The organism is Streptomyces sp. bgisy100 (assembly GCF_057709105.1).
Map to the genome: position 1 here is coordinate 73,370 of NZ_JBYITE010000018.1, position 21,933 is coordinate 95,302.

The 21,933-nt window shown below is 73.3% G+C and carries 22 protein-coding genes and 1 pseudogene; 9 read left to right on the forward strand and 14 right to left on the reverse strand.

The genetic code is table 11. From position 1 onward, the window contains the following. The first annotated feature begins 116 nt into the window (after positions 1 to 116). Together AC3EQ1_RS15060 and AC3EQ1_RS15065 are read left to right on the forward strand one after the other, a co-directional pair. Positions 117 to 593: a DUF2550 domain-containing protein gene (locus AC3EQ1_RS15060; protein WP_432094810.1), complete on the forward strand. Its 477-nt coding sequence runs from the start codon at positions 117 to 119 to the stop codon at positions 591 to 593. A 564-nt stretch (positions 594 to 1,157) separates the two neighbouring features. Beyond that, positions 1,158 to 2,409, forward strand: a pseudogene (locus tag AC3EQ1_RS15065) (M20 metallopeptidase family protein). Here AC3EQ1_RS15065 and AC3EQ1_RS15070 read toward each other — a convergent pair. Further along, positions 2,406 to 3,068: a response regulator gene (locus tag AC3EQ1_RS15070; RefSeq protein WP_432094811.1), complete on the reverse strand. Its 663-nt coding sequence runs from the start codon at positions 3,066 to 3,068 to the stop codon at positions 2,406 to 2,408. The pseudogene AC3EQ1_RS15065 and the gene AC3EQ1_RS15070 overlap by 4 nt on opposite strands. Next, a complete protein-coding gene (locus tag AC3EQ1_RS15075; RefSeq protein ID WP_432094812.1) occupies positions 3,065 to 4,267 on the reverse strand; it encodes a sensor histidine kinase in 1,203 nt (400 codons plus the stop codon). Before AC3EQ1_RS15075 ends, AC3EQ1_RS15070 begins: the two co-directional genes overlap by 4 nt. A gap of 155 nt (positions 4,268 to 4,422) precedes the next feature. Between AC3EQ1_RS15075 and AC3EQ1_RS15080 the strand changes: the two genes are divergently transcribed. Continuing rightward, the gene (locus AC3EQ1_RS15080; RefSeq protein WP_432094813.1) at positions 4,423 to 5,013 is read left to right on the forward strand and encodes a hypothetical protein; all 591 of its coding nucleotides are present in this window, start codon (positions 4,423 to 4,425) and stop codon (positions 5,011 to 5,013) included. A gap of 109 nt (positions 5,014 to 5,122) precedes the next feature. Here the strand turns inward: AC3EQ1_RS15080 and AC3EQ1_RS15085 are convergent, their stop codons facing one another. From AC3EQ1_RS15085 to AC3EQ1_RS15095, 3 genes are read right to left on the reverse strand one after another with little or no spacing between them, the layout of a single operon-like run. Continuing rightward, complete coding sequence (locus tag AC3EQ1_RS15085) at positions 5,123 to 5,335, reverse strand: DUF397 domain-containing protein (RefSeq protein WP_432094814.1); 213 nt, start codon at positions 5,333 to 5,335, stop codon at positions 5,123 to 5,125. Between the two features lie 42 nt (positions 5,336 to 5,377). After that, a complete protein-coding gene (locus AC3EQ1_RS15090; RefSeq protein WP_432094815.1) occupies positions 5,378 to 5,593 on the reverse strand; it encodes a DUF397 domain-containing protein in 216 nt (71 codons plus the stop codon). Then, entirely contained in the window at positions 5,572 to 6,417 is an 846-nt protein-coding gene (locus tag AC3EQ1_RS15095) for a helix-turn-helix domain-containing protein (protein ID WP_432094816.1), read from the reverse strand. Before AC3EQ1_RS15095 ends, AC3EQ1_RS15090 begins: the two co-directional genes overlap by 22 nt. Before the next feature lie 398 nt (positions 6,418 to 6,815). On the opposite strand from AC3EQ1_RS15095, the gene AC3EQ1_RS15100 reads away from it, so the two are divergent. Next, positions 6,816 to 7,127 carry a hypothetical protein gene (locus AC3EQ1_RS15100; RefSeq protein ID WP_432094849.1) on the forward strand — a complete coding sequence of 104 codons (312 nt, stop codon included), beginning with the start codon at positions 6,816 to 6,818 and terminating at the stop codon, positions 7,125 to 7,127. Positions 7,128 to 7,260: 133 nt separating this feature from the next. On the opposite strand, the gene AC3EQ1_RS15105 is transcribed toward AC3EQ1_RS15100, so the two are convergent. Next, a complete protein-coding gene (locus tag AC3EQ1_RS15105) occupies positions 7,261 to 7,833 on the reverse strand; it encodes a cob(I)yrinic acid a,c-diamide adenosyltransferase (protein ID WP_388851158.1) in 573 nt (190 codons plus the stop codon). 373 nt (positions 7,834 to 8,206) lie between these two features. Here AC3EQ1_RS15105 and AC3EQ1_RS15110 point away from each other — a divergent pair, with 373 nt between their 5' ends. The 3 genes from AC3EQ1_RS15110 (at position 8,207) to AC3EQ1_RS15120 (ending at position 12,518) form a co-directional block, all read left to right on the forward strand. After that, a complete protein-coding gene (locus tag AC3EQ1_RS15110) occupies positions 8,207 to 9,055 on the forward strand; it encodes a 3-hydroxyacyl-CoA dehydrogenase family protein (RefSeq protein WP_351509878.1) in 849 nt (282 codons plus the stop codon). Between the two features lie 136 nt (positions 9,056 to 9,191). Beyond that, positions 9,192 to 9,515, forward strand: a complete 324-nt coding sequence (locus tag AC3EQ1_RS15115; protein ID WP_388851149.1) for an STAS domain-containing protein — start codon at positions 9,192 to 9,194, stop codon at positions 9,513 to 9,515. Positions 9,516 to 9,743: 228 nt separating this feature from the next. Then, positions 9,744 to 12,518: an ATP-binding protein gene (locus AC3EQ1_RS15120; RefSeq protein WP_432094817.1), complete on the forward strand. Its 2,775-nt coding sequence runs from the start codon at positions 9,744 to 9,746 to the stop codon at positions 12,516 to 12,518. Between the two features lie 131 nt (positions 12,519 to 12,649). Here the strand turns inward: AC3EQ1_RS15120 and nucS are convergent, their stop codons facing one another. Then, on the reverse strand, positions 12,650 to 13,312 hold the full coding sequence (nucS, locus tag AC3EQ1_RS15125) for an endonuclease NucS (RefSeq protein ID WP_388851143.1): 663 nt from the start codon (positions 13,310 to 13,312) through the stop codon (positions 12,650 to 12,652). A 212-nt stretch (positions 13,313 to 13,524) separates the two neighbouring features. On the opposite strand from nucS, the gene AC3EQ1_RS15130 reads away from it, so the two are divergent. After that, positions 13,525 to 13,917 carry an SCO5389 family protein gene (locus AC3EQ1_RS15130; protein ID WP_351509870.1) on the forward strand — a complete coding sequence of 131 codons (393 nt, stop codon included), beginning with the start codon at positions 13,525 to 13,527 and terminating at the stop codon, positions 13,915 to 13,917. A 106-nt stretch (positions 13,918 to 14,023) separates the two neighbouring features. Here AC3EQ1_RS15130 and AC3EQ1_RS15135 read toward each other — a convergent pair whose 3' ends face one another. Beyond that, positions 14,024 to 15,052: an LLM class flavin-dependent oxidoreductase gene (locus tag AC3EQ1_RS15135; protein WP_432094818.1), complete on the reverse strand. Its 1,029-nt coding sequence runs from the start codon at positions 15,050 to 15,052 to the stop codon at positions 14,024 to 14,026. 202 nt (positions 15,053 to 15,254) lie between these two features. Here AC3EQ1_RS15135 and AC3EQ1_RS15140 point away from each other — a divergent pair, with 202 nt between their 5' ends. Then, complete coding sequence (locus tag AC3EQ1_RS15140; protein WP_432094819.1) at positions 15,255 to 15,602, forward strand: ATP/GTP-binding protein; 348 nt, start codon at positions 15,255 to 15,257, stop codon at positions 15,600 to 15,602. Between the two features lie 40 nt (positions 15,603 to 15,642). Here AC3EQ1_RS15140 and AC3EQ1_RS15145 read toward each other — a convergent pair whose 3' ends face one another. The 6 genes from AC3EQ1_RS15145 to AC3EQ1_RS15170 form a co-directional block, all read right to left on the reverse strand. After that, a complete protein-coding gene (locus AC3EQ1_RS15145; protein ID WP_432094820.1) occupies positions 15,643 to 16,629 on the reverse strand; it encodes an ABC transporter permease in 987 nt (328 codons plus the stop codon). After that, a complete protein-coding gene (locus AC3EQ1_RS15150) occupies positions 16,626 to 17,891 on the reverse strand; it encodes an ABC transporter ATP-binding protein (protein WP_432094821.1) in 1,266 nt (421 codons plus the stop codon). Before AC3EQ1_RS15150 ends, AC3EQ1_RS15145 begins: the two co-directional genes overlap by 4 nt. Before the next feature lie 193 nt (positions 17,892 to 18,084). After that, complete coding sequence (locus tag AC3EQ1_RS15155; protein WP_432094822.1) at positions 18,085 to 19,020, reverse strand: hypothetical protein; 936 nt, start codon at positions 19,018 to 19,020, stop codon at positions 18,085 to 18,087. A 64-nt stretch (positions 19,021 to 19,084) separates the two neighbouring features. Then, positions 19,085 to 19,855 (reverse strand): ABC transporter permease, encoded by a 771-nt coding sequence (locus AC3EQ1_RS15160; protein ID WP_432094823.1) that lies wholly within the window; start codon positions 19,853 to 19,855, stop codon positions 19,085 to 19,087. Positions 19,856 to 19,858: 3 nt separating this feature from the next. Further along, on the reverse strand, positions 19,859 to 20,887 hold the full coding sequence (locus tag AC3EQ1_RS15165) for an ATP-binding cassette domain-containing protein (RefSeq protein WP_432094824.1): 1,029 nt from the start codon (positions 20,885 to 20,887) through the stop codon (positions 19,859 to 19,861). Positions 20,888 to 20,985: 98 nt separating this feature from the next. Next, the gene (locus AC3EQ1_RS15170; RefSeq protein WP_432094825.1) at positions 20,986 to 21,921 is read right to left on the reverse strand and encodes a coiled-coil domain-containing protein; all 936 of its coding nucleotides are present in this window, start codon (positions 21,919 to 21,921) and stop codon (positions 20,986 to 20,988) included. Positions 21,922 to 21,933 lie beyond the last annotated feature (12 nt).

Below are 21,933 nucleotides of genomic sequence, written 5' to 3' on the forward strand. Positions count from 1 at the left end.
TCCGGGGGTGCTTCCTCAGCCGCGGACCGGCCTGGACTCCTCCAGGACGGTCCGCGGCTGAGGTGGATCCCGAGGTCATACTGGCCCGGCGAGATGAGGCGAGGAGGTCGGTGCAGATGTTCCTCGCACTGCTGCTGAGCAGTGTGGGCATCGCGCTCGTACTGCTGGGGCTGTTCGTCTTCGGCCTGCGCCGGAGACTGATCCAGCGGTCGGGCGGGACGTTCGACTGCAGCTTGCGCTGGAACGTTGCCGGGAGCACCGACGAGGCCGAGGCCGGCCTGTCCGGGCCTGAGCCCAGCGGCCGGGGCTGGGTGTACGGGGTGGCGCGCTACAACGGCGACCGGGTGGAGTGGTTCCGGGTCTTCTCCTACGCGCTCCGCCCGCGCCGGGTGCTGGAGCGCTCCGCGATCGAGGTTCTCTCGCGCCGGACTCCGCAGGGCGAGGAGGAGCTGGCGCTGCTGTCCGACGCCATCGTGCTCCGCTGTCTGCACCGCGGCACCCATCTGGAACTCGCCATGAGCGAGGACGCCCTCACCGGCTTCCTGGCCTGGCTGGAAGCGGCACCTCCGGGCCAGCGTGTGAACGTGGCCTGATTCTTCTTTTCTGGGCCCCAAGGCTCCTCCCCGGCCCCGAGCCCCCGGGGCTCCTCGGACCGGCTCCTGTCCCGGCCGGCCTCTTCTGATCCCCGCCCGCCCCGGGCAGGCGCCTCCCGCTCGGAGCCCCGCCGGGCTCGCGGGGGCGTCATAGCCGCGGTCCGGGCCGAGCGGCCCCGGCCGACAGCCGTCCGCCCACCGCGTCTCGGCGGCATCACCACGTGCCGCTCCGGCGGACTCGCCCCAACGGCCGCACGCGCCCCGGAGCGTGTCCGACGGGCCGCCCGACGGGTCTGCGTCCCATGGTCGGGTTACCCCCACCCCCACGTGGTGGCTCGCCGGATGGGCAATGCCATCCGCGTGGAGTGATCGTTTACCAATCAGGTCTTCCGTTCGCCGGGCGGCGACGGCACGACACACAGTGCCGGGAGGGATCCGGCTTGTCTGGCGGACGCTCCGGAAGACCACGTGACGGATCACGGAGGGGGAACCATGAAGCGTCCCACGGAGCACGCTTTGGAGCGCCGTGCGCTGCTGGCCGGAACGGCGGCAGCCGGTGCGGCCATGGTGTGGGGATCCGCGGGGAGGGCGGTCGCCGGCGGGTGGAGTGGGCCGGTGGCACAAGGCGCGGTGGACGCCGAGGTGGCGCGCCTGGAACGCGGGTTGATCGAGCTGCGGCGGGACATCCACCGGCACCCCGAGACGCCGGGGCGGGAACGCCGTACCGCCGGTGTGGTGGCCCGAGAGCTGCGAGCGGCCGGGCTGGCCGTCACCACCGGGGTGGGCGGCCACGGCGTCGTCGGCGTCCTGCGCGGCTCGCGTCCGGGGCGGACGGTCGCGTACCGGGCGGACATGGACGCGGTGCCGGCCGAGGACATCGTCGGGGGCGGCCCGGCGCCGGCCCACCTCTGCGGGCACGACATCCACACCACGGTGTCCATCGGCGTCGCACAGGTCCTGGCGCGGCTGCGGCAGCGACTGAGCGGAACGGTGGTGTTCCTCTTCCAGCCGGCCGAGGAGACGTTGTCCGGGGCCCGCGCGGTGATCGACGCAGGCGTCCTGGAGCGCACCGGCGTCGAGGAGATCCACGCGCTGCACTGCGGACCCTTCCCCGTCGGCCGGTTCGCCGTGACCCCGGGCCACGGGATGCCGGGCCAGGACAACGCGGAGGTGACCCTCCCCGGGCCGGACGCGCACGATGCCGCGCGGCGCCTGGCCGCCGAGATCGGCACGCTCGCCACGGTGGCACTCCCGCAGACCCCCGCGGACATCGAGCGGATCGTCGCCGACGCCCAGACTCCCGACGGGGCCGCTGGCCCGGTTCGTGGCCGTGCGGGCCGGAGCACAGGGCGCCAAGGTGAGCGTGTCCTACCGTTGCTGGCCGCAGGAGCGTTACACGGAGGTACGCGAGGACATCCGCCGGCTGGCCGCGTCGTACGCGGGGGCCGGGGTGCGCTTCCCCAGCGAGCCGTTCCCCGCCATGGTCTGCCCGGAACGCGACGCCCGCATGCTCGCCCGCCGTCTGCGCCGCACACTGGGCCGGGACGTGGTCACCGTGCTCCATGCCGCGTTCCCTCCCTTCAGCGGCGAGGACTTCGCCCTCTACCTGGACCGTGTCCCCGGCACGTTCACCTTCCTCGGCGTCCGTGCCCCCGGCGCATCCATCACGACCGGCTATCCGCACTACCCCGAGTTCGCCCCGGACGAGCGAGCCATCGGGATCGGCGTACGGGCGATGACGGGCTGGATCGCGCAGCGGACCGACAGGGCACGGGACCTGCCCGGCCGGTCACCCGCCCCGTCGGACACCCCTTAGCGGCCCACGCCCAACTCCCGGGCCAGGACGGCCGCCTGCACGCGGCTGCGCAGCTCCAGCTTGGCGAGCAGCCGGCTCACATGGGTCTTCACCGTCGCCTCGGCCATGGTCAGCCGGACGGCGATCTCCGCGTTCGACAGGCCCTCGCCGATGCACACCAGCACTTCCCGCTCCCGGCGGGTCAGTGCGTCGAGAACGGCCGGATCGGGGGCATCCGCGGTCGGCGCGGGTGCCGGGCGGGGTGCGGCGAACTCCGTGATCAGCCTGCGGGTCACCGCCGGAGCGATCAGGCCGTCGCCGCGGGCCACGGTGCGGACGCCCTCGATCAGCCCGGCCGCGTCGCTGTCCTTGAGCAGGAACCCGGCGGCGCCCGCGCGGAGCGCGCCGAAGACGTATTCGTCCAGGTCGAAGGTGGTGAGCACCAGGACGTCGGCCAGCTGCTCGGCGACGATCCGCCGGGTGGCGGAGACCCCGTCGAGCCGGGGCATCTGGACATCCATCAGGACCAGATCGGGGCGGAGCTCGCGGGTGAGCCGGACGGCCTCCTCGCCGTCCGCCGCCTCACCCACCACCTCGATGCCGTCGGCGGAGCGCAGGATCAGCACCAGACCCGCCCGTACGGCGGACTGGTCATCGGCCACGAGCACACGGATGGTCAAGGGACGGGGACTCCTTCGTCGACGGGCAGTTCCGCGCGGACCTGCCAGATCTTCCGGTGGCCGGCGGCCGGGGCGGGGCCGGCTGCGAACGTTCCGCCGAGCAGCGCCACCCGTTCCTCCATGCCGACGAGCCCGGAGCCGGAGCCGGGTGCCCGCGGTCCGGAACGGTCCCCGGCCTCGCTGGTGACCAGGACCGTCAGCGGCTTGCCGGGCTCCCGAGCGATCCGGACGGCCACCTCGCCGGGGGAGGCGTGTTTGAGCGCGTTGGTCAGGGACTCCTGCACGATCCGGTAGGCGGCCAGCTCGACGGGGGCCGGAAGGGCCTGGCCGGGGGCGCGGCCGTCGTCCAGCGCGAAGGTCAGTCCGCTGCCGGTGCCGTTCGTCCGCGCCTGGTCCAGCAGGGCTTCGAGGCCGTCGAGTGTGGGGGCGGCGGTGGGGGCCTCCGCGGCATCCGGGTCGCGGAGCAGCCCGATGAGGCGGCGCATTTCGGCCAGTCCCTGGACGCTGTTCTCCCGGATCACGGTGAGCGCCTCGTTCGCCGCCTTCGGCTCGCCGATGGACAGCGCGGCGGTGGAGTGGATGGCGATGGCGGAGAGGTGATTGGCGACCAGGTCGTGCAGTTCACGGGCCATCCGGGAGCGCTCGGCGGTCACGGCCTCCCGGCGGTCCATCTCGGCGAGCAGCGCGGTCTGCTCGGCACGCAGCCGTGCGGCCTCCGCGACCTCGCGGTGATTGCGGACGGAGGCGCCGGTCGAGGCGGGGCCGAAGGTGACCAGACCGGTCACCACGCCGATGAGCAGGGCCTCCGGCTGCCGGATCCAGACCAGCGCCACCAGGGTCGTGGCGACGGTGATGAAGCCGGTGATCACCGGGATGCGGCGGGCGGACGCGGGTGTCCCGTAGACCACGGCGGCGTACATGACGTCGGTGAACATCATCGTCGTCGCCAGACTGCCGGTCGTGAACTGGTCGCCGATCATCGCGGCGGTGGCGACCAGCAGGGCGACCGGTGGCGCGGACCGGCGGAACAGCTCGGTGGCGGCGGTCACCGCGATCGGGATCAGTGCGGTCCAGACCGGCAGGAGCGAGCGCCCTCCCCAGCTGTGCAGCCCGAGCGACCACAGCAGCACACCGGTGAGCAGCCCGCCGACGGCGAGCAGCACGTCGTCCCGGTGCGGGCGGGCGAAGGAAAGGGTCACTCCGCCATCCAACACGCCGGGCGGGGCCCGGCGCCTCCACGCAGGGAGTGAGACCCGGTACATCGAAGGATGCAGTGGCGGTTCGTCACTGGCGACGACGAACGGGGCCCGGACCGCGGCGAAGCTGGAGGGGAACCCGCGAGGAGGTCCCCGTCGTGATCGTCACGCTGATCATCGCCTGTGAGGTCGGCTTCTGGCTGCTGCTGGCCGGAGGCCTGAGCCTGCGCTATCTCGCCAAGATGCCCCGGACCGGAGCGGCGGTGCTGCTGTGCGAGCCGCTGCTCGAACTGGTGCTGCTGGTGGTCACCGCGATCGACCTGAAGAACGGCGCGGAGCCGGACTGGAAGCACGGTCTGGCGGCCGTCTACATCGGCTTCACCGTCGCCATGGGCCACCACTTGATCAAGTGGGCGGACGGGCACTTCGCGCACCGCTTCTCGGGCGCGCCGAAGCCGGCCAAGCCGCCGAAGTACGGGATGGCGCGCACGGTGCACGAGTGGAAGACCGCCGGCCGCTGGATCCTCGCCGGGGTCGTCGCCATCGGCCTCCTCCAGTGCGCGGCGCTCTACGTGGGCGACGACGGGAACACCGAGTCGCTGCGGGCGTGGCAGACCAGGATGGGCTGGCTGATCGGTATCAACCTGCTCATCGCCGGCAGCTACACGCTCTTGCCGAAGAAGGACCCGGGCGGCGCGGGTGAGGCTGCCGCGGACAGCCGCGAGAAGGAGCTGAGTTCGGGCCGGTGACGCGCCGGACGGAGCGGCGGCGACTTCCGATGCGCAGGGGACGACAACGGCTCCCCGCCCGGGAACGGGGCGGGGAGCCGTTGTCGTTGGTACGCACGCCCAGAAGGCGTCAGCCGGACAGCGAGCCGTCCCGCACGGCGTCGATGAACGACGTCCAGGAGGCGGCCGGGAAGACGAGGGCGGGGCCGTGGGGGTCCTTGCTGTCGCGGACGGGGACGATGCCGGGGAGGCCGTCGGCGACCTCGATGCAGTCGCCGCCGTTGGTGTTGCTGTGGCTGCTCTTGCGCCAGTGGGCGGTGCTCAGGTCGAGGGTGCTGCGCATGGCTGGTAGTCCTCCATCGTGATCATCCGGCTCGCCTCGCGGTCAGGCGAAGGGGAAAGCCTCCTCCTTGACGGCGTCGATGAACGACGTCCAGGAGGCGGGGGAGAAGACGAGGGCGGGGCCGTGGGGGTCCTTGCTGTCGCGGACGGGGACGATGCCGGGGAGTCCGTCGGCGACCTCGACGCACTCGCCGCCGTTGGAGTTGCTGTAGCTGCTCTTGCGCCAGTTAGCGGTGCTCAGGTCGAGGGTGTTTCGCATGGCTGGTACTCCTCCATCGCCGATCGAATCAACGCCGCCGACTCTGCCAGCGAGAGGGCGTTCGCGCGCAGCACATCGTATCGGCGTCGGCGCTTCTTCACTGCTTCTGGATCTTCGTAGAGGTGACCGGCCTCGATGCCCTCCTCGTACGCCACGGCGGGGCCGTCCGCCAGGGTGAGTACGGTCAACGAGCCGCCGAGCAAAGGGTGTTCTCCGGCATCGAAGGGCATGACCTGCACCCTGCTGACCGGAGTATCCACTTGTTCGAGTAGGGAGGCCAGTTGCTCGAGCATGCAATTCCGGTCGCCGACTCTGCGTCGGAGTACGGATTCATCGAGTACTGCCCAGCGGCACGGAGGTGACTCGGACCTCAGACGCTCCTGCCGAGCCATCCGGGCCGCGACCCGTTCCTCCAACTGTTCCGGAGTCAGGTCGGGCTGGCAGCCGAGGAACGCGCGGGCATAGCCGGGAGTCTGCAGGAGACCCGGAAGAACCTGCGCCCCGTACTGCTCGATGTCCGTGGCCCTGGCCTCGAAGTCCATGTACCGCCGGTACTGATCCGGATGCGCCTCCCGCTTCGCCAGGTCGTACAGCCGGGCGAAGAGGCCGTCGGTTCCGAATGCCGCGTCCAGCGCCCGCGACAGCTCCGGCGGGGGCATCAGTTCGGCGGTCTCGACGCGTGCCAGGCCGCTCTTGCTGGAGTTCACGATCTTGGCCAGTTGCACCAGCGAGAGCTGCGCCGCCTCGCGGTGCCGGCGCATCTCCGCGCCGTAGAAGTGCCGTGCGGAGCGGTCGGGGGTCAGTGACTGCGACTGGAACTTCACGTTCGAAACCTCTCGTCCCACGTGCGAGTTCGGGACGGTGCCTGCCGTCCCGCGGCCGACAGAGGGACGGTCGCCGCCCACTCGGGCCGGATGGCACAACGCGTTCGTTGCAACACTCAAAGTAGTCGCCGCGTGGTCGCCCGACAGCGGAACGGAGCGGGAGGACCCGTAGGCGTGACGGACCCCCGGCGCCGCGTGCCAGGGGGAGCGGCCGACCCGAGGAGAGCAGTCGACATGAATCAACGCATCGGGAGCCGGTGCCCGCAAGGGCGCGGGCGGCGGCCACGGCCGACGCCACCGAAGCACTCCGCCCACGGCGGTGTGTGCCGTTGCGGGAAGGCGGTGGGTCCGTGCGCCGGTTGACGTCCCCCGGGGAATCGCTGCTCCCGTCGGCTTCGCTGCCCACCCCGGAGTCCCGGTTCCGGCTCCTGCCGTGGACGAGCCCCGACGGCAGGCCCTGCTATCTGAGCACCGACGACCCGCGCAGCACGCTGTCCCGGCTCGCGGACGATGTGGAAGCCGCGCAGCTGTCCTCCGGGGCTCAGGTGCTCGGTGGGGCCGAGGCCGTGCTCTCCGATCCCCGGGCCGGCGTCCGGGAGCTGCGCTTCACCACCGCGCGGCTGGCCGAGTCCCTCCGGGACGCGCTGCGGGTCGCCGAGAGCCGAGGCGGACGGCTGCCGGTGCCGACGGAAGCCGAGGACGGGGGCTGAGCCCGTCACCGGCCCTCCGGGACGCCCCGGGCTCCGAATGCCCCGGCCCCCGAAAGCCCCGGCCCCCGAAAGCCCCGGCCCCCGAACGCCCGGCTCCCGAACGTCCCGGGGCCGGGTTGCGGCCGGCCCGCCCTCAGCGGTTCTCGCCCGGCACCCACAGCACGTCGCCGATCTCCTTGTTCGCCGTGCGGGCCAGGATGAACAGCAGGTCGGAGAGGCGGTTGAGGTAGGTCGCGGTGAGCGGGTTCATGAGGTCGGCGTGCTGCTCCAGGGCCGCCCAGGTGGACCGTTCGGCGCGCCGTACCACCGTGCAGGCCTGGTGCAGCAGCGCGGCGCCCGGGGTGCCGCCCGGGAGGATGAAGCTGCGGAGCTTCTCGACGCCCTCCAGGAAGCGGTCGCAGTCCGCCTCCAGCTTGTCGACGTAGGTCTGTTCCACGCGCAGGGGCGGGTACTGGGGGTTCTCGACCACCGGGGTGGCGAGGTCGGCGCCCACGTCGAACAGGTCGTTCTGCACCCGGACGAGGACCGTCACGATCTCCTCGGGCAGCTGCCCGAGGGCGATGGCCACACCGATCGCCGCGTTGGCCTCGTTCGCGTCGGCGTACGCGGCGATCCGCGCATCGGTCTTCGCGGTGCGGCTCATGTCGCCGAGGGCGGTGGTGCCGTCGTCGCCGGTCCGGGTGTAGATGCGCGTCAGATTGACCATGGGTCGAGCGTAGGCCCTGTCGTCGCATTCCCGCCTGACCCGCGGTGCCGTGCACGCGCTCCCGGCCGGCTGCGGCACACCGTGATGCGCGGCGTGCGGCGGGCGATGACGTCCGGCACGGGGCCCGCCGAGGCGTCGCGTGCGGTGCTCGACCGGCTCGACGCCATCGAGGGGCTGCTGAGTGAAAACGTGCTCAACTACGCAGTCCGGTCAGCCGAATGAGTCGCGTCCGTGTGATGTCCGTCATGTGAGACGTGACGCGCATCTCTTCCCCGCCATCCGGGCCCTCACGGACGCTAAGGTCCGCCGGAGAGTCGCATTGTTCAGGGTTACCGGGGGACGCCCCCGGGTCGTCACGGCATAGGGAGCAGCAGTGGCCAGGAAGCTCGCCGTCATCGGAGCCGGACTCATGGGGTCCGGTATCGCGCAGGTCTCGGCGCAGGCGGGGTGGGACGTCGTGCTGCGCGACGTCACCGACGAGGCGCTGACCCGGGGCACCGACGGCATCAAGGCTTCGTACGACAAGTTCGTCTCCAAGGGGAAGCTCGACGCCGAGGCAGCTGAGGCCGCGCTGGGCCGGATCACCACCAGCACCGACCTCGACGCGGTCGCCGACGCGGACGTCGTCGTGGAGGCGGTGTTCGAGAAGATCGAGGTCAAGCAGGAGATCTTCCGCGCTCTCGACGGCCTGGTGAAGGAGGACGCGGTGCTCGCGTCCAACACCTCCGCCATCCCGATCACCAAGATCGCGGCCGTGACGAACCGTCCCGAGAAGGTCGTCGGCGCCCACTTCTTCTCGCCGGTCCCGATGATGCAACTGTGCGAGCTGGTGCGCGGCTACAAGACCAGCGACGAAACCCTTGCCACCACCCGGGAGTTCGCCGAGAGCGTGGGCAAGACCTGCATCGTCGTCAACCGCGACGTCGCCGGCTTCGTCACCACCCGCCTCATCTCGGCGCTCGTCGTCGAGGCCGCCAAGCTGCACGAGTCCGGTGTCGCCTCGGCCGAGGACATCGACATCGCCTGCAAGCTGGGCTTCGGCCACGCCATGGGCCCGCTCGCCACCACCGACCTGACCGGCGTGGACATCCTGCTGCACGCCACCGGCAACATCTACACCGAGACGCAGGACGAGAAGTTCGCCCCGCCGGAGAGCATGCGTCGGATGGTCGACGCCGGTGACATCGGCCGGAAGAGCGGACAGGGCTTCTACACCTACTGAGGCGCCGTCACCCTCAGGGGTCACCCCTGAGGGTGAAATCTGTATCGGTTCGCTTACAGGCGGCAACTTTGCCGTCCGAGAGGCAGTCAGTTCTGTAGACCTTTGACCACGCACGCACCACATTCGGGGAGCGCATATGCATATCAGGGGCGACCACGCCGAGCTGGTCGTCGGGGGCCGCCTCGACGTCCGCAGCGCGGCGGACGCCCGGACGGCCCTGCACACCGCCGTCGACACCGGCCGGGGCGATCTGGTACTCGACCTGACCGAACTGGACTCCTGGGACGCCACCGGTCTCGGAGTCATCATGGGGGCGCACCGCCGGGCCGGCCGGGCGGGCCGCCGGCTCGTGCTGCGCGGCGTACCGCCCCAGATGCAGCGCCTCCTGGTCGCCACCCGGCTGCACCGCATCCTCTCCATCGAGGGCGGTATCGAAGCCGAGTCGCTGCCCCGGGTCTGACCCGCCCGGCCCGTCGGGGCGGCACTCCGGGCGCCATCCTCACCAACATGTGACCTACTGCACCGCCTGGTCACGCTCCTCTTGCTGGATACTGTGCGATGGTCCGGCGTTCGGCTCCCGTCGTGTTCGGGAGGCCGCGGCGGACCACCGGACCGGAAGCGGGCGGCGTGCGTGCGGACAGGCCGGGAGCACAACGGCACGCGACCCGGATCTGGGGGGCTTTGAGCGATGGACCCGAACGACCGGGAGCCGGAGGAGCACGGCCACGACCGCGAGCTCCGGGGCCATGAGTTCCCGGACCATGAGTTTCCAGGCCACGAGTTCCCAGGCCGTGAGTTCCAGGGGCATGAGCCTCAGGGCCGCGAGCAGCACGCATCCGCGCGGCCCGGCGGCACGTCGCCCCGGCCGCCGCGCGGGGCGGTGCCCCCCGCCTTCGCGCCCGGTGAGCGGGACGGCGGCAAGGGCACCGGCACCGTCCGCACCGTCCAGCTCGAGGCGGGCGCGTACCTGGTGACGGTCAATCCGGTCGACGGCAGCGAGATCGAGCGCCGCCCGCCCGGCCACCGCACCGAGGACGCCGAGGCGGACGGCTCCGGCCGCCCCGGGCGCACCAGCGGCGAGGACCGCGACGCGCTGCGCCGGGCCGCCATGCCGCCCGTTCCGCCCGGCCCGGCCGCGCCCGCGCTGCCGCTGCTGGAGCGGGCCGAGGAGCGCGAACGGCTGGTGCGGCTGCTCTCCCGCGGGCGCTCCGTACGCGTCACCGGCCCGTCGGGCTCCGGCCGCAGCGCCCTCCTCGACGCCGTCGCCGCCGACTGCGCCGACCTCGCCCCCGACGGGGTGGTCCGGCTCTCCGGCTACCGCCGGACCCCCACCGAACTGCTCCACGAGCTCTGCGCGACCGTCCACCACGCCCCCCGGTACCGGCCCGGACGGGACGAACTGCTCGCGACGGTGCAGGGGATCGGCGCCGTCGTGGTCCTGGACGACCTCGAATTCGGGGGCGGTGGCCTGGACGAACTCCTCGCGGCCACGCCCGAGTGCGCGTTCCTCCTCTCCGCCACGCCCGATGTGGCGGCGCCCGCCACGGACTCGCACCTCGAGGAGGTGTTCCTCGGCGGACTCAGCCGCGCCGCCTGCCTGGAGCTGCTGGAGGGGGCCGCGCAGCGCCCGCTCTCCGAGGACGAGGCCGCCTGGGCGGCGGACCTCTGGTTCGAGTCCGAGGGGCTGCCGCTGCGCTTCGTCCAGGCCGGTGCGCTGCTCCGGCAGCACGACGCCCGGCGCGCGGAACGTGACGGCCCGCTCGCCGACGAGGACGGCGCCGGCGGTGCCGAGGGGACGGCGGACGCGGCCGAGGAGTCCTCCGGCGACGAGCCGGACACCCCGCTGCCGACCCTGCCCGAGGCCGCGGCGCCCGCCGCGCTGCTCGCCTCCCGGCTGAGCGAGGCGGCCCGCGACACCCTGCGCTTCGCGGTCGCCCTCGCCGGCGAATGCCCCCACCAGGCCCACCTGCCCGCCCTCGTCGGCGACACCCGGGCCGACGCCGCCGTCGGCGAACTGCTGGCCTGCGGACTGCTCACCCCGGTGGGAGCCCACTACCGCCTCGCCTCCGGCGTCGCGGACCGGCTGGCGGACTCCGGCTACGCCGAGGACACGCCCGGCCACGCCCACAGCGCCGCCCAGCACTACGCCTGGTGGACCGGGCACCCCTCCGTCACGCCGGAGCGGGTCGCTGCCGAGGCGGACGCGATCCTCGCCGCGATGGCCGTCCTCGTCGGCAGCGAGGAGGCCGGGCACCCCAGCGCCGCCGTGCTGCTGGCCCGCACCGCGGCCCCCGCGTTCGCCGCTTCCGGACACTGGGGCGCCTGGGAGCGCACCCTGCGGCACGGGCAGGAGGCGGCCCGGCTCTCCGGCGAGGTCGCCGAGGAGGCGTACTTCCACCACGAGTTGGGGGTGCTCGCGCTGTGCACCGGCCGGCTGGACCGGGCGCGCGCCGAGCTGGAGGCGTCCATCGCGCTGCGCGGCGCCCTGGCCGACCGCCGCGGCGCGGTGGCCGGACGGCGGGCCCTGGCCCTCGTCGCCGACCAGGCCGCCGGGTTCGTGCCCGGCACCGGCGGCCCGGCAGCGGCCGAGGAGATCGTGGAGACACCGGTCTCCCGGACGGCGCGGGTGACCGCGGCGCTTGCCCGGAAGTCACCGGAGGAAGCGGCCCGCACCGTCCCGGCCCGGCTCTCCAGCGGTTCCGCCGCCGCGGAGGCCGGCGGCGCCGGGAGCGCGGTCGCTTCCCCGGCGGCCGGAGCCGGGAAGCGTGGCGCTGCCGGGAAGCCGGCCACGGGGAAGCGGACCGGCTGGCGGCACACGGTCCTCAGCGGCGCGCGGCGCAATGTCGTCGCGGCCGGTGCGGGCGCGCTGCTCGCGGCCGTGCTCGGCACCGTGGTGACCCTGGGCTTCGCCTCCGGCGGCGACGACCGGCAGCCGGACCGGGTGCGGACCGAACAGTCCGCCGACACCGACGACGGCCGCAACGGGCTGATCGCCGACGAGCCGCCCACCCAGGGGTCCACGAGCCGTCCCCGCACCCCGGTGGAGGACGCCGCCCCGGCCACGACGGACGGTTCACCGAGCACCGGCGGGACCCCGAGCGGCACGCCGTCGACGAGCGGTTCGCCCGGCCCGTCGGCGTCGAGCGGGGATCCGGACGAGCCGACGAGGCCGCCCTCCTCCAGCCGGCCGCCGTCCTCGTCCCGGCCGCCGTCCTCCCCGTCCACCTCGCGTCCGCCGTCCTCCCCGGCGCCGTCGGGGACCCCGTCGGCCACGCCGAGCGGCACCACGTCGAACACCGCCGGAGGTTCCGCCTCCGGTACCCCCGACGGCACGCAGTCGGTGACCGGCAGCGCCCCGGAGCCGTCCGGCGTGGCGGCGCAATCGGCAGGCGGAGACACGGGAACGGCAGACGGAGCCACGCAAACGGCGAGCGGAGGCACGGAAACGGCCCCGGTCGCCTGACCGGGGCCGTGCGCGGCGGGCCTGTCGCGCACGGCGCCGCGGGCGAGGGCCCGGGGCACCGGCGGTACGCGCGAACGGCCGACCGTCCCGCCGGGAGGGCCCGGCTCGGGGGTCCCGGCCGGGCCGAAGGCTCAGAAGAGCCGGAGCTTGTCGTCCTCGATGCCGCGCATCCCGTCGTAGTCGAGCACCACACAGCCGATGCCGCGGTCGGCGGCCAGCACCCGCGCCTGCGGCTTGATCTCCTGCGCGGCGAAGACGCCCTTCACCGGGGCCAGATGCGGGTCGCGGTTGAGGAGTTCGAGATAGCGGGTGAGCTGCTCCACCCCGTCGATCTCACCACGCCGCTTGATCTCCACGGCCACCGTGGTGCCGTCCGCGTCCCGGCACAGAATGTCGACCGGTCCGATGGCTGTGGGGTATTCACGCCGAATCAGCGAATAGCCCTCACCGAGGGTTTCGATCCGGTCCGCGAGCAGTTCCTGGAGGTGCGCCTCCACGCCGTCCTTGATCAGACCGGGGTCGACGCCGAGTTCGTGCGAGGAGTCGTGCAGCACCTCCTCCATGGTGATGATGAGCTTCTCGCCCGCCTTGTTCACCACGGTCCACACCTGGTCGTCGCCCTCTTTGAGGGTGCACGGCGGGGACATCCAGTTGAGGGGTTTGTAGGCCCGGTCGTCCGCGTGGATCGACACACTTCCATCGGCCTTCACAAGGATCAGCCGGGGTGCCGAGGGGAGGTGGGCGGTGAGCCGGCCCGCGTAGTCGACGGAGCAGCGGGCAATGACGAGACGCATGGTCGGCCACGCTACTCGACCGGGCCGGGTCCACGCGATTCGCCCTGGATGGGCCCCTTCGGTGGTGGCCGGTTGTGTGCCCGTTCTCCTGGTGCCGGCGCGGTGCTGGACATACCTTTGACGCGGGAAGTCGCCGAATGGGCACGCTGCGTCGCGAACTCCCGTCCCTGCCCGTAAGACCCCGGGAACCGGGGTCGCGAGAGGAGAACCCCATGTCGCTCGACGTCTCACCGGCCCTGCTCGAGAAGGCCGAGCGAGGCGAGGTCGACGAAGCGGAATTCGTCGACTGCGTCCGGACCTCCCTGCCTTACGCCTGGGAGCTGATCAGCTCTCTGGTGGCCCAGCTCAAGGTGGACGGCGGCGAGTTCGCCGACAACCAGGTGCCCCCGCCGGACGAGCAGGCGCGCGGCCAGCTCCTCCGGGCGCTGGCGAGCGACGCGATACGCGGCGCGCTGCAGCGGCACTTCGGCGTGCGGCTGGCGTTCCAGAACTGTCACCGCGTGGCGGTCTTCCCGGTCGACCCGTCGGTGGACGAGCGACTGGCCCGGTTCACCTCCGTACGCGGGCAGCTCCTCAACCAGTCGCCCACCCTCCGGGACTGCTGACGGCGGCGGCACCGCTCCGCGTACCGGGGAGGTGCATCGGGCAGGAGCGGCAGCACCCGGCTGCCGGCGCCTGCGCGATGCACGCAACCGGCGGGCCGCCGCTGCCTCAGCGCAGCATCGGCAGCACCTCACCGCCCAGCCGGCGCAGATTCTCCTCGGTCGCGGCGAGGTCACCCGTGCCCTCGGCCATCAGGGCGAACCGGCTGACCCCGGTGCTCTCCGCCGTGGCCGCCAGGCGGTCGGCGCAGAGCCTCGGGGGACCCACCGGGTGGAGCCCGCACAGCAGCTCGGTGTAGGCGTGCGGATCGCGCATCCGGCGCGCCCGGCCGTCGACCGTGACATGGGCGCCCAGCCCCTGGTGCAGCCAGCCGGGCATCGCCTTGGCCAGTGCCTCGGAGGCCTGCGCCCGGGAGTCCGCGATCTGCAGCACGCCCGCCGACACGTGCCCGGCGGCCGCGACCTCCTCGGGTGAACGCCCGGCCGCCAGCGCCGTCCGGCGCCAGAGCGCGACCGCCTCGGCCTTCTCCTCGTCACCGCAGTGCATGCCCAGCAGCATCGGCAGCCCGCGCTCGGCGGCCAGCCGGACGCTCGCGGGGGAGGTGCAGGCGACCACCACGGCTGGGCCCTCGGGGGCCTGAAGCAGTTCGTCCGCCCGCGGTACGACGGGCACTTCGCGGAAGGAGTACCGCTCGCCGTCCGCCCCCACACGCGGCTCCCGCAGCCAGCGCAGCAGCAGATCGAGGGATTCCGGGAACCCCGTCTCGTACGCCGGCAGGCCGGAGCCGAACACCTCCAGATCGACCCAGGGCCCGCCGCGGCCCACGCCCAGGGTGAACCGGCCGCCGGACGTCAGATGCAGCAGGGCCGCCTGCTCGCCCAGGGACACCGGATGGCTGGTGGGCAGGACGCTGACCGCGGTGCCGACCCCGATCCGCCGGGTCCGGCCGAGCAGCAGCGCGGCCAGCGTGACCGCCGACGGGCAGACGCCGTACGGCACGAAGTGGTGCTCGGCGAGCCAGACCGCGTCGAGCCCCGCCTCCTCGGCGACCTCGGCCGTCCGCACCGCGCGGTGCAGTGCCTCCCCCTGCCCCTGGCCCGGGAACTGGGCGGCCAGTGCAAACGTTCCTACGCGCATCGCCTTCTGCCTCCTTGCGGCCGACGCGGCTCTCCCCCTGGTGGCATTAACGGCTGACACGTGCCAAAGGCACGGCCCGAAAAGAAGTTCTGCGGATTATCGGGGTGATCGCGGGCTGGTCTCCGGGGTGCCTGCCGCCCCCGCTCCGCCGCGTACGCTGGGGCACGGCTCAGCAGACCCCGGAATGCTCGCGAGGTGCCCCGTGTCTCCGCGTCGAAACCGCCCCCGCGGCGGTGACCGCCCCACTCCGCACACCGACGGGGACCGCTCCGGCCCGCAGCGGTCGGTCCCCGGCCTCGCGGGCTGGGGCAACACCGAGAGCTGGCAGGGCGAGGACTGGGTGGTGCGCCCGGTGGGCGGCGCGGCGGCGGCCAAGCACTACCGCTGCCCGGGGTGCGACCAGGAGATCCCGCCGGGCGTCCCGCATGTGGTGGCCTGGGCCCAGGCCCGGCCCGTCGACGACCGGCGGCACTGGCACCGGGCGTGCTGGAACGCACGGGACCGCCGCACCACGCGGGTGCAGCGGTCCCGTCAGGCTCCGCGGTACTGACGTCCGTCCCCGGTGGTCCGGGGCTCAGCCGTCGGACCGGTCAGACGTCGCGCTGGTGCAGCATCGCGAACGCGCCGGCCAGCGCGGCCGCCGTGACGCCCGCGAGGATCCAGAGCAGGTCCCAGCCGGTGCCGTCGCCGCCGCCCATCGGCATGCGGTAGAGCGAGGCGAGACCGTTCAGCGGGGAGTACTCGATCAGCTTCTCCTGGACGGTCTTCAGGCTCTCGGTCTGCATGAACAGGGCGAGCAGCAGCGGCAGCAGCACGACGCCGAGCATCGTGGTGATGGCGCCGGCCGAGTGCCGCAGCAGCGAGCCGACGGCGAGCGACAGCAGGCCGAGCAGCGCCACGTAGAGCCCCGCTCCGACGGTGGCGCCCAGCCACTCGCTGCCGGTGGCGATCACCACGCCGTCCACCACCGACCCCTTGGGGAGGGCGGCGAACTCGGACGGCTCCCGGCCGCCCAGCATGGACGACTGGATGAGCGCGGTCAGCCCGGTGGCCACCGTCGTCATGATGAAGGAGAGCAGGAAGAAGACCGTCGCCTTGGCCGCCAGCACCCGGCCGCGTGAGGGGCAGGCGGTCATGGTCGTACGGATCATGCCGGTGCCGAACTCGGAGGTCACCACCAGCACGCCGAGGGTGATGATGCAGATCTGGCCGAGCATCAGCCCGAAGAAGCCGCCCGCGAGGAGCGGGGTCTGGGCCTGCTCCGAGGAGCCGAGCCCGGCCGCGGTCAGCGCTCCGACGCCCACCACGATCAGGAACATGATGCCGAGCGTCCACATGGTGGAGCGCACCGTCCGGATCTTGGTCCACTCCGAGGCCAGCGCGTGGAAGAAGTGGGTGCCGCGCACCGGAATCGGCGAGGCGTAGCCCCCGGGCCCGCCGGCGGCGAACTGCGGAGCCGGCGGCTGACCGGCGGGCCCCTGGTGCGGGGCCGGAGCGTGGCCCTGCCACGCCGGGGGCACCGGACCGCCCGGTCCGTCCGTCGGCGCCGTGCCCTGCTGCTGGTACGGGGTGCTCATCGGCCGTCCTCGCTGTCACGCTTCGTCATGTCGGGGGCGCCGGCCGGCGCCTGCGGCGCCGCCGGGGGAGCGGTGGGGGCGGGCTGCGCGGCCGGCTGCGGCTGCGCGTACGGGTTCGGCTGCCCGGGGGCGGCGCCGTACGGGCCGGCCTGCTGCGGCGGCGCGAAGCCACCGGGCGGCGGGGCGTAGCCGCCGGCCGGCACCGGACCGCCCGGGCCCGGCTGTCCCGGCGGTGCGTAACCCGGCGCGGGCTGTCCCGGCGGCGCGTACCCGGGGCCGGCCTGACCCGGCATTCCCGGCTGACCCGGTATTCCCGCCTGGCCCGGGACTCCGGCGGGCTGGTCGAGGGTGGAGCGGTAGTCCACGGCGCCCTGCGTCATCTGCATGTACGCCTCCTCCAGCGACGCCTGGTGCGGCGACAGCTCCCACAGCCGGACGTCCGCCTCGTGGGCCAGGTCGCTGATCCGCGGCAGCGGAATCCCGCTCACCCGCAGCGCGCCGTCCGGCTCCGGCTGGATCCGGCCGCCCGCCTCGCCGAGCGCCGCCGTCAGCTTCTCCCGCTGCGCCTGGTCGCCCTCGGGGGTGCGGACCCGGGCGAAGTCGGCCGAGTTGGCCGAGATGAAGTCCTTCACGCTCATGTCGGCGAGCAACTGGCCGCGCCCGATCACGATCAGGTGCTCGGCGGTGAGGGCCATCTCGCTCATCAGGTGGCTGGAGACGAAGACCGTCCGGCCCTCGGCCGCCAGCTTCTTCATCAGGTTGCGCACCCAGAGGATGCCCTCCGGGTCGAGGCCGTTGACCGGCTCGTCGAAGAGCAGCACCTGCGGGTCGCCGAGCAGCGCCGCGGCGATGCCGAGCCGCTGGCCCATGCCCAGGGAGAACCCCTTGGACCGCTTCTTCGCCACCTCGTGCAGGCCGACCAGGCCCAGCACCTCGTCGACCCGGGAGGCCGGGATGCCCGACAGCTGCGCCAGGCACAGCAGATGGCTGCGGGCGCTGCGGCCGCCGTGCACGGCCTTGGCGTCGAGCAGCGCACCCACCTGGCGCGGGGCGTTCGGCAGCTTGCGGTAGGGATGCCCGCCGATCGTCACCTGGCCGCTCGTCGGCCGGTCCAGCCCCAGGATCATGCGCATGGTGGTGGACTTGCCGGACCCGTTCGGCCCCAGGAAGCCGGTCACCGTCCCCGGCCGCACCTGGAACGACAGGTTGTACACGGCCGTCTTGGCGCCGTAGCGCTTCGTCAGGCCGACTGCCTCGATCATTATCCGCCCCTCGCCGGATGGGTCGGGGACACGAACGTCTGCAGAGAGCCCCCGTAAGAGTTAGGAGGATAACGACAGCTTGACGGTTCCCGTCCAATCGCGCGGAGCACCGGACGGGCCCGGACCGGTGCCGTCCGCCCACGGTCCGCGGTGGGGCCGGCACGTGCCCTGGCCGCCGGAAAACCCCTGTTGATCAGCCGGGCAGCGTCCCGCCGAGCGGCGGCAGATCACCGTAGAGCGGCAGATCGTCGTGGAGCGGCGGATCGTCGTGGAGCGGCAGGTGGTGACGGTGGCGTCCGGCGCCCCGGGCCGGGTACGGCCCGAAGTCGGCCGGCGGCAGCAGCAGGCCCTCCTCGGCGAAGAGCCGGGGGGCCCGCCGGCGCAGCTCCGGGTCGGCGCCCGCCCGGCGCACCCAGCTGAGCGCATCGGGCCCCAGCAGCGCCCTCAGCCGGGGCGAGGCGGCGAGCAGCGCGGTGAGCAGTGCGGCCTGGTCCTGCGTGACGGGGCGCGGCCCGCCGTCCGGGCCGGCCAGCACACCGTGCCGGCTGACGTACAGTCCGGCGGCGGCCGGCCGTTCCCCCGACGGCAGGGTGATCGTGAAGCGGTCGCCGGGCAGCGTCACCCGCCGGTAGTTCACGGCCTCCGAGTCGTCCACCGCGGCGAGCTGCTCCGTATCCAGCCAGCTCAGCACGGAGACGGCCGCGGCGTCCGCCGGCCCGGCCGGGTAGGGGGCCCGGGCCACGCAGCCGGAGCGGCTGATGTGCCCGGAGCAGCCCACGGCGACCCCGGCCACCCGGACCGGCACCATCGGCACGACCGCGGACACCCCGCGGCCGGTGAGCTTGTGGGCGAGCTGTGCGGGGGAGGCGTTGGAGCCGACCGCGATCACCGGGTGCCGCCGGCCGACTCCGGGCCGGCCCAGCGCGGCCAGCACCTCGTCCAGCGGGCGACCCGGGCCGCCGGTGCCCGCCACCGGCCAGGCGCCCGGCCGGCTCTGCCGGACGGCGAGCGGCAGCAGCTCCGCCCCGGTGAGCAGGTACGGCCCGGTGACCGGACGGCCGGGGTAGCTCAGCGGCCGCTCGGCCGGGACCTCGGCGAACCCCAGGGCCGCCAGACGCCGGTCCGCCACCCGGTGCCCCTCTCCCCGCGCGGGTCCGGGGGCGACGGAGACGCCCCGGCCGCGCGGACGCGTCTCAGGCGTCGCGGCTGCGCATCACCAGAGCGCCGCCGACCAGCGCCGCCGCGACCCAGACGACCATGATGGCCAGCCCGCCCCACGGCCCGTACGGCGGACTGTCGCCCGGCTGGGGAACCACCTGCATGACGGCGTTCCCGGCCTGGTCCGGGAGGTACTGGCCGATCTCGCGGGTGGCGTCCACATTGCCCAGGATGTTCGAGACCAGGAAGAAGAACGGCATCAGGATGCCCAGCGAGAGCAGCGGGCTGCGCAGCACGGCGGCGATCCCCATCGAGAACATCGCGATGAGCCCCATGTAGAGCCCGCCGCCGAACACCGCCCGCAGCACCCCGGGGTCGCCGAGCGCGGCCCGGTGCTCGCCCAGCAGGGTCTGGCCGAGGGCGAAGGCGCCGAAGCTGGTCACCATGCCCACGACGAGCGCGAGGGCCGAGGCCACGGCGACCTTGGAGAGCAGAAAGGTGCCGCGCCGGGGCACGGCGGCCAGCGAGGTACGGATCATGCCGCTGCTGTACTCGCTGGAGACCACCAGCACCCCGAAGACGATCATCGCGAGCTGACCGATGCCCATGCCCGCGAAGCTGAGGAACGTCGGGTCGAAGGTGAGCTGTTCCTCCGCCGACAGATCGCCGAAGCTCGCGTTCGCCACGATGCTGATCAGCGCGCCCAGGGCCAGCGTCACCACGAAGGCCAGGCTCAGCGTCCACGCCGTGGACCGTACCGACCGGAGCTTGGTCCACTCCGACCGGAGCACCTGCGACACCGCCATCGCTCAGCCTCTCTTCCGTCCGTCACGGCCCGCCCCGCGCCAGTCGGCGCCCCACGCGGCCCGCTGCCCGACGGGCACCGGCGGCCCCGCGTCCCCGGCCCCGGCCCCCGGGCCGGTCACTTCGCCCTCGCCGTGCGCGTGGTACTCCACCGACCCCGCGGTCAGCCGCATGAAGGCCTCCTCCAGGGAGGCGTGCTGCGGACTCAGCTCGTGCAGCACCAGCCCGTCGCGGGCCGCCAGCTCGCCCACCGCGGCCGCGTCCGTGCCGTCCACCTCCAGCGCCCCGTCCACCCCGTCCACCGGGGTCAGCCCGGCCGTGTGGAGGACGTCCCGCAGCCGTTCCGGTTCGGGGCTCCGCAGCCGGACGAACGAGCGGGAGTGATCGGTGATGAAGTCCGCCATGGAGGTGTCGGCGAGCAGCCGGCCCTGGCCGATGACGACCAGATGGTCGGCGGTGAGGGCCATCTCGCTCATCAGGTGGCTGGAGACGAAGACCGTCCGGCCCTCCGCCGCCAGCCGCTTCATCACATTCCGGATCCAGTGGATGCCTTCGGGGTCGAGCCCGTTGACCGGCTCGTCGAACATCAGGATCCGCGGGTCCCCGAGCAGCGCCCCGGCGATGCCCAGCCGCTGGCCCATCCCGAGCGAGAAGCCCTTGGCGCGCTTCCGGGCCACCGCCGCCAGACCCACGGTGTCCAGCACCTCGTCGACCCGGCGGGAGGGAATCCCGTTGCTCTGCGCCAGCGCGAGCAGATGGTGGTACGCGCTGCGGCCGCCGTGCACCGCCCCCGCGTCGAGCAGGGCGCCGATGTCCGTCAGCGGGTCACGCAGCTCCGCATAGCGCCGGCCGTCGATCCGGACGTCGCCGGCGGTGGGGTGATCCAGACCGAGCACCATCCGCATGGTGGTGGACTTGCCGGATCCGTTCGGCCCCAGGAAGCCGGTGACGACCCCCGGCCGCACCGTGAAGGTCAGCCGGTCGACGGCCAGCGTGTCGCCGTACCGCTTCGTCAGCCCTTCGAGCTCGATCATTTCCACACGCTAGGCACAGCACGGCGCCCCCCGCCACCGGAGAGGGGCGGAGGGCGCCGCGCACGTACCTCGCCGGACCGGGGGCCCGGCGCAGGGCCTCAGCGGGTCTGCTGGGCGGGAACCCCGTGCGTGACCGTCTCCTCGTCGGGGCTGCCGGCCGCGGCGACCGCCGCACCGGTCAGCGTCGCGAGCATCTCGCGGACGTTGGTCAGCTGCGCGTTGATGCTGTCGCGGCGGTTGGTGAGCGCCGCCAGCTCCCGCTCCGACTCGCTGCGGACCCGGTCGGCCTTGGCGTTGGCGTCCGCCACGATGTCCTCGGCCTGGCGCTGGGCGGTCTCCACCGTCTGGCGGGCCCGGCGCTCCGCGTCCGTCCGCAGCTTCTCCGCCTCCAGGCGCAGCTGCTCGGCCCGGTGCTCGATCTCGGCGAGACGCTTCTCCGCCTTGGCCTGACGGGACGCCAGGTCGCGCTCGGACTGCTCGCGGCGCTTGGCGAGGTTGGTCTCGAAGTCGGCCGCCGCCTGCGCGGCCTTGGCCCGGGTCTCCTCGAAGAGGGTGTCCGCCTCCTCGCGCTTGGACTGCGCGTCCTTCTGCGCCTCGGACCGCAGGGACGCCGCCTCGCCCTTCGCCTTGTCGACGATCCGGGCACCGTCGTCCTCGGCCTTCGCCTTGCGCTCGGCGGCGAACGTCTCGGCGTCGTTGCGCACCTGCTGCGCGGAGGACTCCGCCAGCTCCCGGTGCTGCTCGGCGGCCCGACGGGCCTCCTCGCGCAGGTCCTTCGCCTCTTCCTCGGCGAGCCGGAGGATCTTCTCCACCCGGGCGCCGAGACCGGCGTACGACGGCTCCGCGTCGTTGACCTGGGCCTGGGCATTCTGCGTCTCGAGATGCAGCTCCTCGATGCGCTTTTCCAGAGAGGTGATACGGGAGAGTGCACTGTCACGGTCGGCGACGAGCTTCGTGATGCGGTCGTCCACCTGCCCGCGGTCGTATCCACGCCGCACGAGCTCGAAGCCGAAGGGGGAGGAAGTGTCGCTCATGAGGTTCCTGTC

Excerpts from the sequence above, each read along its gene's own strand:
- AC3EQ1_RS15060 (WP_432094810.1), top strand. The coding sequence starts at position 117 with ATGTTCCTCGCACTGCTGCTGAGCAGTGTGGGCATCGCGCTCGTACTG.
- AC3EQ1_RS15085 (WP_432094814.1), bottom strand. The coding sequence starts at position 5,335 with ATGCGCAGCACCCTCGACCTGAGCACCGCCCACTGGCGCAAGAGCAGC.
- AC3EQ1_RS15090 (WP_432094815.1), bottom strand. The coding sequence starts at position 5,593 with ATGCGAAACACCCTCGACCTGAGCACCGCTAACTGGCGCAAGAGCAGC.
- AC3EQ1_RS15105 (WP_388851158.1), bottom strand. The coding sequence starts at position 7,833 with ATGGTCAATCTGACGCGCATCTACACCCGGACCGGCGACGACGGCACC.
- AC3EQ1_RS15115 (WP_388851149.1), top strand. The coding sequence starts at position 9,192 with ATGCATATCAGGGGCGACCACGCCGAGCTGGTCGTCGGGGGCCGCCTC.
- AC3EQ1_RS15120 (WP_432094817.1), top strand. The coding sequence starts at position 9,744 with ATGGACCCGAACGACCGGGAGCCGGAGGAGCACGGCCACGACCGCGAG.
- nucS (WP_388851143.1), bottom strand. The coding sequence starts at position 13,312 with ATGCGTCTCGTCATTGCCCGCTGCTCCGTCGACTACGCGGGCCGGCTC.
- AC3EQ1_RS15130 (WP_351509870.1), top strand. The coding sequence starts at position 13,525 with ATGTCGCTCGACGTCTCACCGGCCCTGCTCGAGAAGGCCGAGCGAGGC.
- AC3EQ1_RS15135 (WP_432094818.1), bottom strand. The coding sequence starts at position 15,052 with ATGCGCGTAGGAACGTTTGCACTGGCCGCCCAGTTCCCGGGCCAGGGG.
- AC3EQ1_RS15145 (WP_432094820.1), bottom strand. The coding sequence starts at position 16,629 with ATGAGCACCCCGTACCAGCAGCAGGGCACGGCGCCGACGGACGGACCG.
- AC3EQ1_RS15150 (WP_432094821.1), bottom strand. The coding sequence starts at position 17,891 with ATGATCGAGGCAGTCGGCCTGACGAAGCGCTACGGCGCCAAGACGGCC.
- AC3EQ1_RS15160 (WP_432094823.1), bottom strand. The coding sequence starts at position 19,855 with ATGGCGGTGTCGCAGGTGCTCCGGTCGGAGTGGACCAAGCTCCGGTCG.
- AC3EQ1_RS15165 (WP_432094824.1), bottom strand. The coding sequence starts at position 20,887 with ATGATCGAGCTCGAAGGGCTGACGAAGCGGTACGGCGACACGCTGGCC.
- AC3EQ1_RS15170 (WP_432094825.1), bottom strand. The coding sequence starts at position 21,921 with ATGAGCGACACTTCCTCCCCCTTCGGCTTCGAGCTCGTGCGGCGTGGA.